The 13,885-nt window shown below is 72.4% G+C and carries 16 protein-coding genes; 7 read left to right on the forward strand and 9 right to left on the reverse strand.

All coding sequences use genetic code 11. The features are described 5' to 3' along the window. Nucleotides 1-281: 281 nt before the first annotated feature. Together VFZ20_RS16000 and lon are read left to right on the forward strand one after the other, a co-directional pair. A complete protein-coding gene (locus VFZ20_RS16000; protein WP_329684914.1) occupies nucleotides 282-671 on the forward strand; it encodes a DUF1499 domain-containing protein in 390 nt (129 codons plus the stop codon). A gap of 15 nt (nucleotides 672-686) precedes the next feature. Continuing rightward, entirely contained in the window at nucleotides 687-3,158 is a 2,472-nt protein-coding gene (gene lon, locus VFZ20_RS16005; RefSeq protein ID WP_329684915.1) for an endopeptidase La, read from the forward strand. A 355-nt stretch (nucleotides 3,159-3,513) separates the two neighbouring features. On the opposite strand, the gene VFZ20_RS16010 is transcribed toward lon, so the two are convergent. Then, complete coding sequence (locus VFZ20_RS16010) at nucleotides 3,514-3,720, reverse strand: hypothetical protein (RefSeq protein ID WP_329684916.1); 207 nt, start codon at nucleotides 3,718-3,720, stop codon at nucleotides 3,514-3,516. 286 nt (nucleotides 3,721-4,006) lie between these two features. On the opposite strand from VFZ20_RS16010, the gene VFZ20_RS16015 reads away from it, so the two are divergent. Next, the gene (locus VFZ20_RS16015) at nucleotides 4,007-5,728 is read left to right on the forward strand and encodes an AfsR/SARP family transcriptional regulator (RefSeq protein ID WP_329684917.1); all 1,722 of its coding nucleotides are present in this window, start codon (nucleotides 4,007-4,009) and stop codon (nucleotides 5,726-5,728) included. Nucleotides 5,729-5,806: 78 nt separating this feature from the next. On the opposite strand, the gene VFZ20_RS16020 is transcribed toward VFZ20_RS16015, so the two are convergent. From VFZ20_RS16020 to VFZ20_RS16045, 6 genes are all read right to left on the reverse strand, one after another. Continuing rightward, complete coding sequence (locus VFZ20_RS16020; RefSeq protein WP_329684918.1) at nucleotides 5,807-6,064, reverse strand: hypothetical protein; 258 nt, start codon at nucleotides 6,062-6,064, stop codon at nucleotides 5,807-5,809. Continuing rightward, a complete protein-coding gene (locus VFZ20_RS16025; RefSeq protein WP_329684919.1) occupies nucleotides 6,064-6,828 on the reverse strand; it encodes an enoyl-CoA hydratase/isomerase family protein in 765 nt (254 codons plus the stop codon). The genes VFZ20_RS16020 and VFZ20_RS16025 overlap by 1 nt, the downstream gene beginning before the upstream one ends. Next, nucleotides 6,825-7,175, reverse strand: coding sequence for an AtuA-related protein (locus tag VFZ20_RS16030; protein ID WP_329684920.1), 351 nt, complete (start codon nucleotides 7,173-7,175; stop codon nucleotides 6,825-6,827). Before VFZ20_RS16030 ends, VFZ20_RS16025 begins: the two co-directional genes overlap by 4 nt. A 16-nt stretch (nucleotides 7,176-7,191) precedes the next feature. Further along, entirely contained in the window at nucleotides 7,192-7,380 is a 189-nt protein-coding gene (locus VFZ20_RS16035; protein WP_329684921.1) for a hypothetical protein, read from the reverse strand. Nucleotides 7,381-7,916: 536 nt separating this feature from the next. Continuing rightward, a complete protein-coding gene (gene guaB, locus VFZ20_RS16040) occupies nucleotides 7,917-9,395 on the reverse strand; it encodes an IMP dehydrogenase (RefSeq protein WP_329684922.1) in 1,479 nt (492 codons plus the stop codon). A 152-nt stretch (nucleotides 9,396-9,547) separates the two neighbouring features. Continuing rightward, entirely contained in the window at nucleotides 9,548-10,096 is a 549-nt protein-coding gene (locus tag VFZ20_RS16045) for a GAF domain-containing protein (protein WP_329684923.1), read from the reverse strand. A gap of 211 nt (nucleotides 10,097-10,307) precedes the next feature. Between VFZ20_RS16045 and VFZ20_RS16050 the strand changes: the two genes are divergently transcribed. Continuing rightward, nucleotides 10,308-10,868 (forward strand): DUF433 domain-containing protein, encoded by a 561-nt coding sequence (locus tag VFZ20_RS16050; RefSeq protein WP_329684924.1) that lies wholly within the window; start codon nucleotides 10,308-10,310, stop codon nucleotides 10,866-10,868. Between the two features lie 18 nt (nucleotides 10,869-10,886). Further along, nucleotides 10,887-11,264, forward strand: coding sequence for a DUF5615 family PIN-like protein (locus VFZ20_RS16055; protein ID WP_329684925.1), 378 nt, complete (start codon nucleotides 10,887-10,889; stop codon nucleotides 11,262-11,264). A gap of 76 nt (nucleotides 11,265-11,340) precedes the next feature. Here the strand turns inward: VFZ20_RS16055 and VFZ20_RS16060 are convergent, their stop codons facing one another. Beyond that, nucleotides 11,341-11,979 carry a YkvA family protein gene (locus VFZ20_RS16060; protein WP_329684926.1) on the reverse strand — a complete coding sequence of 213 codons (639 nt, stop codon included), beginning with the start codon at nucleotides 11,977-11,979 and terminating at the stop codon, nucleotides 11,341-11,343. A 29-nt stretch (nucleotides 11,980-12,008) separates the two neighbouring features. After that, complete coding sequence (locus VFZ20_RS16065; RefSeq protein WP_329684927.1) at nucleotides 12,009-12,380, reverse strand: hypothetical protein; 372 nt, start codon at nucleotides 12,378-12,380, stop codon at nucleotides 12,009-12,011. Between the two features lie 391 nt (nucleotides 12,381-12,771). Between VFZ20_RS16065 and VFZ20_RS16070 the strand changes: the two genes are divergently transcribed. Then, on the forward strand, nucleotides 12,772-13,416 hold the full coding sequence (locus tag VFZ20_RS16070; protein ID WP_329684928.1) for a phosphatase PAP2 family protein: 645 nt from the start codon (nucleotides 12,772-12,774) through the stop codon (nucleotides 13,414-13,416). A gap of 20 nt (nucleotides 13,417-13,436) precedes the next feature. After that, the coding region (locus VFZ20_RS16075; RefSeq protein ID WP_329684929.1) for a GNAT family N-acetyltransferase at nucleotides 13,437-13,885 on the forward strand (449 nt) is incomplete at its 3' end.

A 13,885-nucleotide genomic window follows, 5' to 3' on the forward strand; every position in this document is an offset into this window, starting at 1 on the left:
CGGCGCCCGAAAGCTCCGTCAAACCACGGCTCGAACCTCCATCCAACCACTCCTCATCCGCCGCGCCCGCTCATCCGCCCCGCCTCCGCGCCGATACTCATCAGTCAGCACCATCGTACTTCGTACCTTCGCACTCTCGCACTCTCGCACTCTCGCACTCTCGCACTCTCGCACTTTCGCACTTTTCCCCGCCATGCCGTAGATTCGCCGGCTGGCTCCACGGCGGCCGGTCGAGGCCGCCGCGGATGGGCAGAACCGGCATCCACACGGCACGCGTACCGATGGGCATCTGGCGAGGACTCACGCACAACCGCGCCTTTACCGACGACGAATCGCCGGACCCGCGGCTGCGCCCCCGCACCTACGCCATCCCCTTCGTGATCGTATGGGAGGCGGCGCTGGCGATCGCGCGGGGCACGCGCGGGTGGACGGTGACCGCGAGTGACCCGCTGGCCGGCGAGATCGTCGCCGAGGCGACCACCCGCGCGTGGAAGTTCGTGGACGACGTGTGGATCCGCATCTCGCTGGACGAGGACGGCCAGACGCACGTGGAGATGACCAGCGCCAGCCGCGTGGGCCGCGCCGACCTGGGCACCAACGCCCGCCGCATTGCCCGGTTCTTGCACGCGCTTGACGCCCAGGTCCTGGGCGACAAACGCGCAAACCGATAGAACGAAAGCACTTGGATGCCACTGTCGGACATCAGGAAAGCGTCTGAGAAGGTCGGGGAACGCATCCCCGTCCTCCCCATCCGCAGCACCGTGGTCTACCCGTCGGGCGCCACCGCGCTGCAGATCGGCTTCGCGCCCAACGTGGAGGCGCTGGCCGCGCACCCGGAAGGCGACCTGATCGTGGCCATCGTCTCCACGCTGGACGACGGCCAGGACATCGCCCCGCGATCGCTGGAAAAGGTGGCCACGGCCGTGCGCGTGCTGGACCGGCTGAACCTGCCCGGCGGCACCATCCAGACGACGCTGCAGGGGCTTCGCCGCATCCACCTGGAAGACGTGCGCTTCGAGGACGGCTACTACAGCGCCCGCGTGCGCGCCGTCGCCGAGACGCCGCTTTCGCCCGACGACGCGCAGCCGGCCATCGACCGTATCCTCAACACCGTCGCCGGCCTGGCCGCCAACGTGGACCGCGTGCCGGACGAGGTGCCCCGCATCCTGCGCATGAACCTGGGCGACCCCGGCCGCTTTGCCGACCTGGCCGCCACGCTGTGCAACCTCAAGCTGCCGGACCGCGACGCCGTGCTGCAGGAGCTGGACGTGGCGGCGCGGCTGGACCTGGTCCTCCGCTCGCTGGAAGAGGCGTGGGAGCGGGCCCGCGAGGTCACGTCGGCCATCGGGCCGGGGAGCACGGCGCAGGAGCAGGAGGAGGGCGGCGCGCAGGAGCAGCCCCGCTCCGGCCGGGACCGCGCGGGCGAGATCCGCCGGCGCATCCAGGCGCTGCAGGCGGAGCTGGGCGAGACGGACCCGCTGGAGCGCGAGGCCGACGAGATGCTGCGCAAGGTGGAGCTGGCCCGCCTGCCCAGCCGCGTGGCCGCCGTGGCCCGCCGCGAGGCCGAGCGCCTGCGCAGCAACGCCACGACCACGCAGGAAGCCACGGAGATCCGCTCGTACCTGGAGGCGCTTGTCTCCATCCCCTGGAACAAGCGCGCGGGGGACGGAAAGATCGACCTGGCCGCGGTGGAGGCGGCGTTCGACGAAGAGCACCTGGGGATGGAGGAAAGCAAGCAGCGCCTGCTGGAGGTGCTGGCCGTGGCCGAGCTGCGGGGCGACCTGCGCGGCCCCATCCCCTGCATCGTGGGCCCGCCGGGCGTGGGCAAGCGCACGCTGGCCACGGCCATCGCCCGCGGCCTGGGGCGCCCCGTGGTCCGCCTGGAGCTGGGGGGCCGCGGCGAGGGGCAGATCGTGGGCACGCGGCGCACGCGCAGCGGGGCGCAGCTGGGCAAGGTCATGCAGCTCATCGCCGACGCGGGGGTCAAGAACCCCGTCTTCATCCTGGAAGAGGTGGACGAGGCCGGGCTGGGCAACGTGGAGGGCGACCCCGTCGAGGCGCTGGAGGAGATGCTGGACCTGGACAACCGCGAGGAGTTCACGGACCGGTACCTGGACGTGCCGTTCGACCTGTCGGAGGTGTTCTTCGTGGGGGCGGCCAGCGACTTCTTCCGCATCCCCCGGGACCTGCGCGACCACTTCATCGAGATCCGCATCGCCGGGTACACGCCGGAGGAAAAGATCACCATCGCCCGCGACTGGCTGTTCCCGCGCATCGTCAAGGAGCACGGGCTCACGCCGGACGAGGTGCGCATCACGGACGAGACGCTGCTCTTCCTGACCCGCGGCTACGCGCGCGACGCCGGCGTGGGCAACCTGCGGCGCTCGCTCGCGTCCATCATGCGCTTCGTGGCCCGCGCCAAAGCCGACGGCAAGGGCGCGGAGTGGACGATCACGCAGGAGATGATCGAGGAGGTGCTGGGCTATCCGCGCTGGTCCACCACGCCGGCGGAAAGCCACCCCGAGGTGGGCGTGGTGACGGGGCTGGCGTGGACGGCCAGCGGCGGCGAGCTGATGTTCATCGAGGCGCTCAAGATGCCCGGCACGGGGCGCCTGGTGATCACCGGCCTGCTGGGCGACGTGATGCGCGAGTCGGTGAACGCGGCGTACAGCTACGTGCGCTCGCGGGCCGACGAGCTGGGCATTCCCCGCGAGGCGTTCGGGGACAACGACATCCACGTGCACTTTCCCGTGGGCGCCACGCCCAAGGACGGCCCGTCGGCGGGCGCGGCGGTCACGCTGGCGCTGGCGTCGTCGCTGGCGGAGCGGCCCGTGCGGCACGACGTGGCCATGACGGGCGAGGTCACGCTGCGGGGCAAGATCCTGGAGATCGGCGGGGTCAAGGAAAAGGTGCTGGCGGCGTACCGCGCGGGCATCCCGGAGGTGATCCTGCCCTCGGGCAACAAGCGCGACCTGCGCGACGTGCCGGCGGACGTGCGCGAGCGGATGAAGTTTCACTACGTGGAGCGCATGGACCAGGTCTTCGACGTGGCGCTGCTGGGCGAGCCCAGCCCCGTGCGGCTGGCCGTGGACGCCGACGTCCCCGCCGCCGCGCGCCCGCCCGAGCGCCAGGCCGCCCGCGGCGAAGGAGCGGAGTAGCGGGGGGCCCTCCCCCGGCCTCGCCGAGGCTCGTCCACCCCCTCCCGCAAACTGCGCGGGAGGGGGTGCATACTTCGAACGCGCCGTCTGCCGGGCGGCGGGCACCCGGTGGGAGCGAAGCCGTCGGCATGCGTCAGCACCGGCTGGGCTTACCGGCGGCTCAGGCCGGCGTGCTCGACCTTGGCCCGTGCCGCCGTTGCCGGCTGTCCCCTGTAACCTGTCCCCTGTCCCCCGCAGTTCCGCGGTCTCCCCGCCGCCGAGCGGAATCTCCCCCCTACCTGTCCATCTAAATGAAAGAGGACGGCCACGATACCCGTGACCGCCCCCCCGAAATGTCGTCTGGTTGCTGCCGGGCTCAGGTCCCCGAGCCGATGGTGCCGCCGCCACCCCGTCCCGTGGTGTCGGCCGGGGGCTGGGCCGGGTCCGGGACGGGCGGGGTCGGGGGCGGATCGTCGTCCGTGCGGATGGAGGCGGGGCGTGCCAGGGTGGGCTCCGTGCTGCCGGGGCCGCAGCCCGCGGCGGCAGCCAGGAGAAGTGCGGCGAGGAGGGTGCGGCGGATCATGCGTGGCTCCTGTGGCCATGGTGTGCAGGGGTGCGCCGGAGGGTGGCGCGACTTTCGCCCTCACGGTTAACGACGCAACCGCACGTCACCCGCACGCCCGCCGCACGCGCGCCGCACACCCGGCGCTCGGCAGAAAAAACGAGTCAAATCCGTTCCAAAAGGCGGACGTTCGATGCCAAGGGAGAACCTGCGCCGGGCCGACCCATTGCCCGGAACCGACCCAAACGGGATAATTTACGTTCCCGAAAGGCGCGCCCGCCGCCTCGAACAGTCCGTATGGTTTGCTGTGCTGAAGACGCTTGGACACCCCGCCCTGCACCGCGCGGATGGCGCGCTGGTGGAAGGCCTTCGCCGCAAGGACCTCGCGCTCCTCGTATACCTGTGCGTGGAGGGACTGCCCGTGCACGCGCGCGGGCGGCTGGCCGCGCTGCTGTGGGGCGAAAGCCCCGAGGAGCGCGCGCGGCACTCCCTCACCCAGGCGCTGGGGCGGCTGTCCCGTGCCCTTCCGCCCGGTGCGCTGGCTCCCGACAAGGATGCCGTGCGCTGGACGGGCGCCCTGCCCTGCGACGCCGTGGCGCTGCTGCGCGACGCGATGGAGCCGCGCGAGGTGGACGACGCGTTCTCCTTGTACGCGGGGCACTTCCTGGAGGGATTCGACCCCGGCGCGGGCGCGCAGGACTTTCGCGAGTGGGCAGACCGGCGCCGCGCGGAGCTGCGCAACGCGGCCCTGCGCCTGCTGGACCGCGCCGGCGCCCGCGCCGAAGGGGACGGCGACTTCGCGCGGGCGCTGCGGCTGGGGGAACGGGCCGTGGAGATCGACCCCGTGTGGGAGCAGGGGCACCGCCGCGTGATGCGCGCCCTGGCCGCGCGCGGCGAGCGCAACGGCGCCCTGCGGCACTACCAGCGCCTGGAGACGTACCTGGACGAGGAGGTGGGCGGCCGGCCGGATCCCGACACGCGCGCCCTGGCCGAGCAGCTCCGCGCCCCCCCACCCGACCCGGAGCCCGCGCCGCGCGTGGAGCCCGCCGACGCGCCGACGCCCGCGCATGCCGAGGTCGAGTCTCCCGCCGTCACGCCGGGGAACGTGGGGCCGGACGCCGCGTCCGCCCCCACGGAGCCGGTGGTCGCGGCGCCCGCGCCCGGGCCGGAAACGGAACGCGCGGCGGATGCGGATCACGATCCGCCCGTCTCCCCCGCGCCTCCGCCGTCTCCGGGCCCGATGGAGGACGCGGCGGGGAAGGACGCGGTCGTCAGGCTGCCGTGGATGCTGGTGATGGATCGCGTCCTGTTGTGGCCCATCCTGGTCCTGGTGGGTGTGGTCCTGGCGCTGGCGATCCGCGGCGCCGAGGAGCGGAGCGCGGCAGCCCCCGCGCTTCCCGACGCGCCGCCCGCGCACGGCGAGAACGTGCGGCTGCGCGGCGAGCGGTCCATCTACCTCGTCTTTGGCGAGACGCTGTACGAGTACCCGGACTCGTCCACGCTGTCCGTGTGCACGGGGGCGCACCCGGAGGTGGTGCGGGAGGTGCGCGCGCTGCCGCCGTGGCCCAGCCGCAGGCTGCCGTCCGTGCTGCGCCACGCGTGGATGGGCGGGCACCTGCCCATTGTCTCCGACCATCCGCAGAACAAGACGGCGTACGTGCCCGTGGGATGCATCGCCCCCGGCGTGCCCAGCCCGCGGACGCTGGACTCCATCTTTGGCTCGGGCGCGCTGGGGCGGATGCTGGAAGTGCCGGATTCCGTCCTCCAGCGGCTGCCGCGCGCGTTCGTCGCGCATGGCCACCCGCTGCGGCCCGCCGGCACGCTCATCCGCAGCCCGGACGGGCGCATCCGGTGGATCACGTATCACGGCGGCTCGCTGGACGTGCCCGACCCCGCCGTCCTCCCGGCCTACTGCCGCGGCGTGGACGAGGTGGTCGCCGTGAGCGCGGCGGAGTTCGCGTACTACAAGCCGTGGGCGTGGCTGCGTCCCCGGGACCGCGGCTGCCCCCGCCGCACGTCCACCGGATGAACGGGCGAGAAACGCGGAAGGCGCGGAGCATCGTATGCTCCGCGCCCTCCGCGCGTTTCCGTGATCCACCGCGCCGTCTCAGCCGCGCCGGTCCTCTTCAGGCGGAGCGGCGTCCTCCTCGTCGTACCGGGCGATGAGGGCGGACTCGCGACGGGTGCGGCGCGCCCGGCCGATGGCGACGAGCAGCATCCCCGCCGCCAGCACGATGGCCGCGACCAGCACAAGCACGTCGCGCCGCAGGAAGACGCCGGCGGCCACCAGCGCCGCGCCCGCGAAGAAGATGCGAACCTTCCAGTCCAGGAACGGGTCCGGTCCGTCGGGGCGCCGCCGGTCCATCAGCCGCGCTCCAGGAAGCGCGCCACGCCGGCCTTCATGTCGTCCGTCATCCGCGCGACGACGTTCACGTCCGCGCCGGAGCGCAGGGCCGCCTCGAAGCCCATGCCGTCCGCGTGGTACAGCAGCCGCTTGGAGAGCTGCACGGCGGACGCGCTGCGCTTCGCCAGATCGGCCAGGTACTCGTCGCGCATGCGGTCGAAGTCCGTGTCCGGCCACACCTGGTTGATCAGGCCGATGCGCTCCGCCTCGGCCGCGGCGACGGGCTGGCCGCGGACGACGAGCTCGAACGCGCGCTTTTCGGACACGTTGCGCCGCAGGATGGCCATCACCATGGCGGGAACGAAGCCGATCTTCACCTCCGGATAGCCGAACTCCGCCGTCTCCGAGGCCAGGACCAGGTCGCAGGCCGTCGCCAGCCCGCATCCGCCGGCCAGCGCCCGCCCGCGCACGCAGGCCACGACGGGCTTGCGCATGCGGCGGGGGAGAAGAAAGAGCTCGGCCAGCTCGTCCACGTCCTCCAGGTTCTCCATGGCGGACGACTCGGCGATCTTGCGCAGGGCCGACAGGTCCGCGCCGGAGCAGAAGTCCTTCCCCGCCCCCTCGATGGCGACCACGCTCACGGACTCGTCCGCGTCCGCCTGGCGCAGCGCGGCCTTGAGCGCGGCGATGAGCTCCGCGTTCAGGGCGTTGCGCTTGTCGGGCCGGTTGAGGACCAGGCGCCGGATGCCGCCGTCCGTGGCGGCGATGACGACGTCCGCGCTCACGCCGCGGCGCCCGCCAGCCGGGCGACCTCGTCGGAGACGTCGATCTCCATCCGCAGCATGGCCGTGGAGAGCACCTTGCCCTGCGCGTCGGTCTTGAGGCTCACGGTGCCGCCGCCGCCCAGGGCGTTGTGCAGCAGGAAGTTGAGCGCCTCCAGGTTGGGCAGCTCGAAGCGCTCCACGGCCCCGTGCACGATGCCCTGGAAGTGCGCCTTGACCCGGTCGGTGGTCAGCTGCTCCACCAGTGCGGGGTAGAACTCGGGGCGCAGGGCGATCACGCCCACGTTGGCGGTGTCGCCCTTGTCGCCCGAGCGGGCGTGGGCCAGGTGCTGCAGCTGGATGCGCGGCATGCGGTGCGGTATCCGGTCAGTCCGTGGGTGTCTTGCTCCGCGTGAACAGCATCACCAGTCCCAGGACGATGGCGGCGGCCACGAGGAAGTACGCGAAGTAAAGCTGTCCGAAGAAGGCGAACACGATGGCGACGAGCACCGCCGCCACGATCAGGATGATCTTGAGGGGAGACGCGCCCTTGTTGTCCATTCGTGCAATCTCCATCCAGGGTGGAAGTGAATCCTGGCGGGCCGGAATTGCAAGGGGCAGGCCCTGGGAGGGGCACGTGAGTGCGAAAGTGCGAAAGTGCGAAAGTGCGGGAGTGCGGGAGTGCGGGAGTGCGGGAGTGCGAAGTCGGTCCGTGCACGGGCGGGTGGGAGGGCAACCGTGGCCAGCACCCAGCCCCGGCGAATGAATTCGCGGCACGGAAAGCGTGATGTCGGCCTTCGCCGACGGCTCCTGCCGCGCGCCGCGTCCGGTACACCGGAACAGGCATCGCGCCGTCCAGGAGCGAATGAATTCGCCGCTGGAAAGGCACGAAGTCCGCCTTCGCGGACTGCCCCAGGGAAGGCCAACACACGTGCACCGGAGCGCCCTTTCAGCAGTTGAAGCCTCGCGCAGTTTGCGAGGTTTTCCGCTGTCGTTGCGGCGACTTCAGTCGCTCCGGCTGGACGAGAATCGCCCTCCCCCGATTCCGGGGGAGGGCGATCGACGTACCCCAACGCAGTTACTTTCGCACTTTCGCACTCTCGCACTGCCGTTCAAGAGTGGTAGTTCGGCGCCTCGCGGGTGATCGTCACGTCGTGCGGATGGCTCTCGCGCAGGCCCGCGCCCGTGATGCGCATGAACTGCGGATCGCGGCGCAGCGTCTCCACGTCCGGGCATCCCAGGTAGCCCATGCCGCTGCGCAGGCCGCCCGTCAGCTGGTAGATCGTGTCCGACGCGGGGCCCTTGTACGGCACGCGCCCCTCGATCCCCTCGGGCACGAACTTGCGCGCGTCGCTCCCCTCCTGGAAGTAGCGGTCCGCCGAGCCCTCGCTCATGGCGCCCAGCGAGCCCATCCCCCGCACCGTCTTGAAGCGGCGGCCCTCCAGGAGGAAGCTCTCGCCCGGGCTCTCCTCCGTGCCGGCCAGCATGCTGCCCATCATCACCGAGTGCGCGCCGGCCGCCAGCGCCTTGACGATGTCGCCGCTGTACTTGATGCCGCCGTCGGCGATCACCGGCACGCGGCCGGCGGCGCCTTCCACCGCGTCCATCACCGCCGTGAGCTGCGGCACGCCGATGCCCGCCACCACGCGCGTGGTGCAGATGGAGCCGGGGCCCACGCCCACCTTGACCGCGTCCACGCCCCGCTCCACCAGCGCCTCGGCGCCACCCCTGGTGGCCACGTTGCCGCCGATGAGCTGCGCGTCGGGGAACGCCTCGCGAATGCGCGCCACGGCGTCCAGCACGCCCTCGGAGTGGCCGTGCGCCGTGTCCACGATCAGCACGTCCACACCGGCCTCCAGCAGGGCCCGCGCGCGGTCCACGTCCTTGGCCGAGGCGCCGATGGCCGCGCCCACGCGCAGCCGGCCGCGCTCGTCCTTGCAGGCGTTGGGGAACTGCTGCCGCTTGCGGATGTCCTTGACCGTCATCAGCCCCCGCAGGCCGCCGCTCTCGTCCACCACGGGGAGCTTCTCGATGCGGTGGCGGTGCAGGATCTGCCGCGCCTCTTCCATGGACGTGCCCACGGGCGTCGTCACCAGCCGGTCGCCGCCCGTCATCACCTCGTGCACGGGGCGCGAGCGATCCGTCTCGAACTGCAGGTCGCGGTTGGTGATGATGCCCACCAGCCGCCCGCCCTCGTCCACGACCGGGATGCCGCTCACGCTGGAGCGCTCCATCAGCCGCAGCACGTCGGCCAGGGTCTGGTCCGGGCGGATGGTGAACGGCTTGGCGATCATCCCGCTCTCCGACCGCTTTACCCGGTCCACCTCCTCGGCCTGGCGGTCGATGGACATGTTCTTGTGGATGATGCCCAGCCCGCCCTCGCGCGCCATGGTGATCGCCATCCGGCTCTCGGTGACGGTGTCCATGGCCGCCGAAACGAGCGGGATGGCCAGCTCGATGGCGTTGGTCAGGCGCGTGCGCAGGTCCGTGCCGGTGGGCAGCACCGCCGAGCGGCGGGGAATCAGCAGCACGTCGTCAAAGGTAAGCCCCTCGCCCACGAAACGGGCGTTGGGCGCGTCCGGACGGTTCATCGGGCCTCCAGAATGCGGCGAGCCCGCCGGTCCCACGCTCCCCGGCAAAGGGGGAGGAGGACGGCGGGCGTCTCGGTTGCTCGAGCGGTCTTTGGTGGTTCCATGGCGGAAGTTATCGCGCCCCCGCCCCGCCTGTCAACGGCGGATGCGAATCATCCGCGCTCCCCGTCCGCGGGCGGCGCCGGGCTCCACCCGTGCTGCCGCACGATGAACGCGCCGATCTCGCGGCCGATGGCGTCGAAGACGGGAAGCAGGGCGTCCACGGGCGCGCGCAGCACGTCCGTAAAGAACTCCAGCACGCCCAGCATGCGCCCCTCGTGCCGCACGGGGAACGCCACCGCGGCGTGCAGCCCCTCCGTGCGCACGGCCGTCGCGCGGATGAAGTGCGGGTCCTCGCCCACGTCCTCGATCCACACGGGCGCCCGGGCCGTCCACACCTGGCCGGGCAGGCCCGTGCCGGGGCGCAGCAGCATCCTGCGCGTCTCGTCGGCAAAGCCCGTGCGCTTGTGGATGCGGGCCGCCCACACGCACCGCGCGCGCAGCGAGCCGTCGTGCCCCTCCGGCACCCAGAACCCGCCCACCAGCCAGCCCATGCTGTCGCCGATGGCCTCCAGCACGCCCGTGATCGCCTCGTCGGGGTTGCCGGAGCGCGCCAGCACGCCTTTGACCGCGTGCACCACCGGGAGCGATTCGTAAGGCATGGACCGGGGGCGCGAGGAGGAGAGGAACGACCGTCCGCCGGAATCTACCGCCGCCCGCCGGCCGGGGACAGGAGGAACGACACGGGGGTTGATCGAGGAGCGGAAGGGCGTTACGTTCATTCCTCAATCTGAGGAAACAATCATGAGAGAGCAAAACAGATACGGTCGCGCAACGGGCACAACGGGCGTATCCCCGGTGGAGGCGGCTTTCGTGACGGAGCTATCGCGCAAGACCATCGACCAGGCCATCGACCGCAAGGAGGTGCTGATCCTGCCCTCCCCCGGCGGCGGTGAGCCCCCGCGGCTGCTCGGCTACCCCGAGCTCGTGTACCTGCGCGTCCGGCGCGACGTGGCCGGGACGCTCACCGCGTCCGCGCGCGAAACCGTGTACCGGGTGCTGCGGCAGCGGCTTCCCCAGGCGCACCGCTTGGGCTACGTGGACATCGGGCCCGTTCGCGTCTCGCTCACGGACGCGGTAACGACGGTGCGGGAGCGCCTTGCCAAGGTGTGGCGCGCGCGCCGGCACGTGTCCATCCGCCCCGACGTGCGCGCGGGCGAGCCGGTGGTCCGCGGGACGCGCGTGCCCGTCTACGTGCTCTCCGACCTGACGGCCCAGGGCGCGTCGCGCGAGGAGCTGCTCGAGGACTATCCCGCGATCACCCGCGAGTCGCTCGACGCGGCGCTGCTGTTCGCCCAGCTTCACCCCCGGCGCGGGCCGCGGCGTCAGGCGCCGTGGCGCGCCGGGCCGCCCCTCTCGTCCACGCAGCAGTGAGCGGACGGGTGGCCGGGCGTGATCCAATTCCTCGTAGACGAGTGCCTGTCTCCCGGGCTGCTCGACGTGGCGCGGGAGCATGGCTTCAACGCGTACCACGTGACGCAGCGCGGATGGGGGTCGGATTCCGATCCCCAGCTGCTGGGCCGCATCCTGGCTGAGGACCTGACGTTCGTAACGAACAACTGGAAGGACTTTCGGCCGATGATCAGCCGGACGGACGTTCACCCCGGCGTCGTCGCCATCCTGCCGAACGTGCGGCGTGAACGGCAGATGGCGCTCTTCGCGGCCGCCCTGGCGGAGATCTGCGGCGCGGCGCTCGACATGGTGAACACGGTGCTGGAGGTCGGCGCGGAGGGCACGGTGACCCGCTACGCGCTCCCGCCGGGTTCCTGAGCGTCCGGGGGGGGGCGACAGAAAACCGCCGCCCGGCACCTGCGCCGGGCGGCGGTTCGTCATCCAGCGGACCGCGTCAGCGGCGGGCGCCGAGGAGGGCCTGGATGGGGCCGGGGAGCACGCTGCCGGCGCGGTCCAGGGCCGCCAGGGCGGCCTCCAGCGACGCGGGGTCGCCCTGCCAGTGGTCCATCAGCACGTCCACGCCGGCGTTGTTCACCAGGCGGCTCAGGGCCAGGGCCAGCAGGTACACGTCCTCGATCTGCCCCACCACGGGCACCACCCAGTCCGGCACCAGGTCCACGGGCGAGACGAGGTACACCACGACGGCCGCCACGATGGCCTTGTCGACCTTGCTCACCCGCGGGTCCGTGGCCAGCCGCCCGAACAGCTTGATGAAGCTGGGGACGTCGCGCACGATGCCCATCAGCGACTCGCGCGACAGGCCCGCGTCGCGGTGGCCGCCGCGGCGCCGGCGCGGGGCCGGCCGGGGCGCCGGCTCCTCGTCGTCGTCCAGGATGGAGCGACGCCGGGCGCCGCGACGGTGACCCACCAGCTCGTCGTCGTCCGCGTCGGCCGCGTCGCGGGCGGACGCGGCGCGGGGGCCCCGGCGCGGGCCCACGAGGTCGTCGTCGCCGTCCGGCGCGTTGTCGCGGGAGCGCGAGGCGCCGCCCCGCCGGGGGCCCACCAGGTCATCTTCGTCGTCGCTGTAGTGCACGGGCAGTCTTCCGTTGGGGTTGCGGCCCGTCAGGACGGGCCGGAGCTCGGATCGCCGTCGGGCTGGCGCGAGGGCGGCGGAAGCTGCGGGGTGCCGCCGGGCTCGCGCGGCATCACCACGTTCTCCACCTCCTTGAGCACGGTGCGCCCGGCCTCCGTCAGGCCCGACATCCACCGGCTGGCCGTGCCCACCACGCCCATGGTGCCGCGGATGGTTTCCAGCGCCACGCCCTGCATGCGCATCTTGTCCTCCAGCAGGTCGCCAAAGCGCGCGCCCGTGCGGCGCACGTCGCGGTTGTACTTGCTGGCCAGGAACTCTACGTAGTCGAGCACCTGGTACTGCTGCGCGTCGGGCAGTGCGTCCAGGCCGCGGAGAATGCGGTCGCGGAGCGTGTCGTGCATCGGTGGCCTCGCCTTGGGTGAACCGGCGGGATGGGCGGCAACCGCCGTGCCGCGCCCGCCGCGTCCGTGTCTGCGCTGGGTGGATCCCGCCCACGCTACGCAGCCGCCGCGGCTCCGGTTTCGTTCGCAATCTGCCGCGCCGGGCCCGTCGCGGCAACGGTCGCGCGGGGCTGGCCGGGCGTCCGCGCGGGGGATAGACTTCGCGAAAATCCACCCGCGGACGCATCGGATCTCGGTGAGCAACGGCAACGATGGCTTTCTCACGCAGAGGGAGCAGAGGCAGCAGCGTACCCCATCCCCTGCCGCGCGCCGTCGTCCACGCGTGACGTCCGTCATCCTGTTTCTGGTGATGACCGGATTCGGCGTTCCGGCGGCGGCGCAGGAGCGGAGCGTGGTTTCGGGACGGGAGGCGGCGGCGGGCGCGGGCCTCTTCATCGGCGCGCTGCTGCTGGACCGGACGATCGAGTCCGCCGTGCCGGACGGCGGCGGTCGTGACCTGGCCGGGCTGACGGACGCGCTGAACCACGGGGGACGGCCGCAGTACGCCGTCGTCCTCCTGGGCGGCACCTGGGCCGCGGGCGCGCTCACGGGCCGCGGCGAATGGTCCGACGCGGCGCTGCACGTGGGCGCGGGGCTCGCGGCCGGCGGCGTGCTGAACGGCGCGCTCAAGTACGCGGTGGGGCGCGAGCGGCCCGGCGAGACGGACGATCCGCATCGCTTTCAGCCGTTGGACGGACGCAACCGCTGGCAGTCGTTCCCGTCCGGGCACGCCACGGTGGCGTTCTCCGTCGCGTCCGCCGTGGCGGAAGAGGCGCGGACGCAGTGGGTGACGGTGCTGGCGTACGGCGGCGCCACGGCCGTGGCGTGGAGCCGGGTCTACGACGACAAGCACTGGGCCAGCGACGTGGCCGCCGGCGCGCTCATCGGCATCGTGGCCGGGCGCGGCGCCGTGCGCCTGCTGCACCGCGGCGGCGGCGACCCGCCGCGCATCACCCTCGCGCCCGGCCTCATGGCCATCCGCGTCCCCCTTCGCTGAGAACGAGAGAGGCCGGGCAGATGATCGAGGGAGTGGAGTTTCGTCCCGCCACGCCGGCGGACCTGGACGAGGTGACGGACCTGCTGGCCGCGCAGCTGGCGGAGCACGACATCCCCATCGCCCGGGCGGACCTGGAGTTCGCCGCGGACGGCCTGCTGCGCGTGCCGGACCGCGGCTTTCTGCTGCTGGCCGTGCGGGACGGGCGCGCCGTGGCCGTGGCGTGCGTCACCTACACGTGGACGGTGGAGCGCGGCGGGCAGGTGGCGTGGCTGGACGAGCTGTACGTGGCGCCCTCGCTGCGGGAGCACGGCATCGGCAACGAGCTGCTGGCCCGGGCCATCGCCACCGCGGGCGCGGCCGGGTGCCTGACGATGGAGCTGGAGGTGGAGACGAGCCACGCCCGCGCGGAGCACCTGTACCGCCGCCACGGCTTCAGCGACATCCCCCGCCGCCGCTGGACCCGTCCCCT

Source organism: Longimicrobium sp. (genome assembly GCF_036280135.1).
In the GTDB taxonomy this organism is placed as follows: Bacteria; Gemmatimonadota; Gemmatimonadetes; order Longimicrobiales; family Longimicrobiaceae; genus Longimicrobium.

Coding starts and splice junctions, on each gene's coding strand:
- VFZ20_RS16020 (WP_329684918.1), bottom strand. CDS start 6,064: ATGGACCGGCGGCGCCCCGACGGACCGGACCCGTTCCTGGACTGGAAG.
- VFZ20_RS16030 (WP_329684920.1), bottom strand. CDS start 7,175: ATGCCGCGCATCCAGCTGCAGCACCTGGCCCACGCCCGCTCGGGCGAC.
- VFZ20_RS16035 (WP_329684921.1), bottom strand. CDS start 7,380: ATGGAGATTGCACGAATGGACAACAAGGGCGCGTCTCCCCTCAAGATC.
- guaB (WP_329684922.1), bottom strand. CDS start 9,395: ATGAACCGTCCGGACGCGCCCAACGCCCGTTTCGTGGGCGAGGGGCTT.
- VFZ20_RS16000 (WP_329684914.1), top strand. CDS start 282: ATGGGCATCTGGCGAGGACTCACGCACAACCGCGCCTTTACCGACGAC.
- VFZ20_RS16045 (WP_329684923.1), bottom strand. CDS start 10,096: ATGCCTTACGAATCGCTCCCGGTGGTGCACGCGGTCAAAGGCGTGCTG.
- VFZ20_RS16010 (WP_329684916.1), bottom strand. CDS start 3,720: ATGATCCGCCGCACCCTCCTCGCCGCACTTCTCCTGGCTGCCGCCGCG.
- lon (WP_329684915.1), top strand. CDS start 687: ATGCCACTGTCGGACATCAGGAAAGCGTCTGAGAAGGTCGGGGAACGC.
- VFZ20_RS16065 (WP_329684927.1), bottom strand. CDS start 12,380: ATGCACGACACGCTCCGCGACCGCATTCTCCGCGGCCTGGACGCACTG.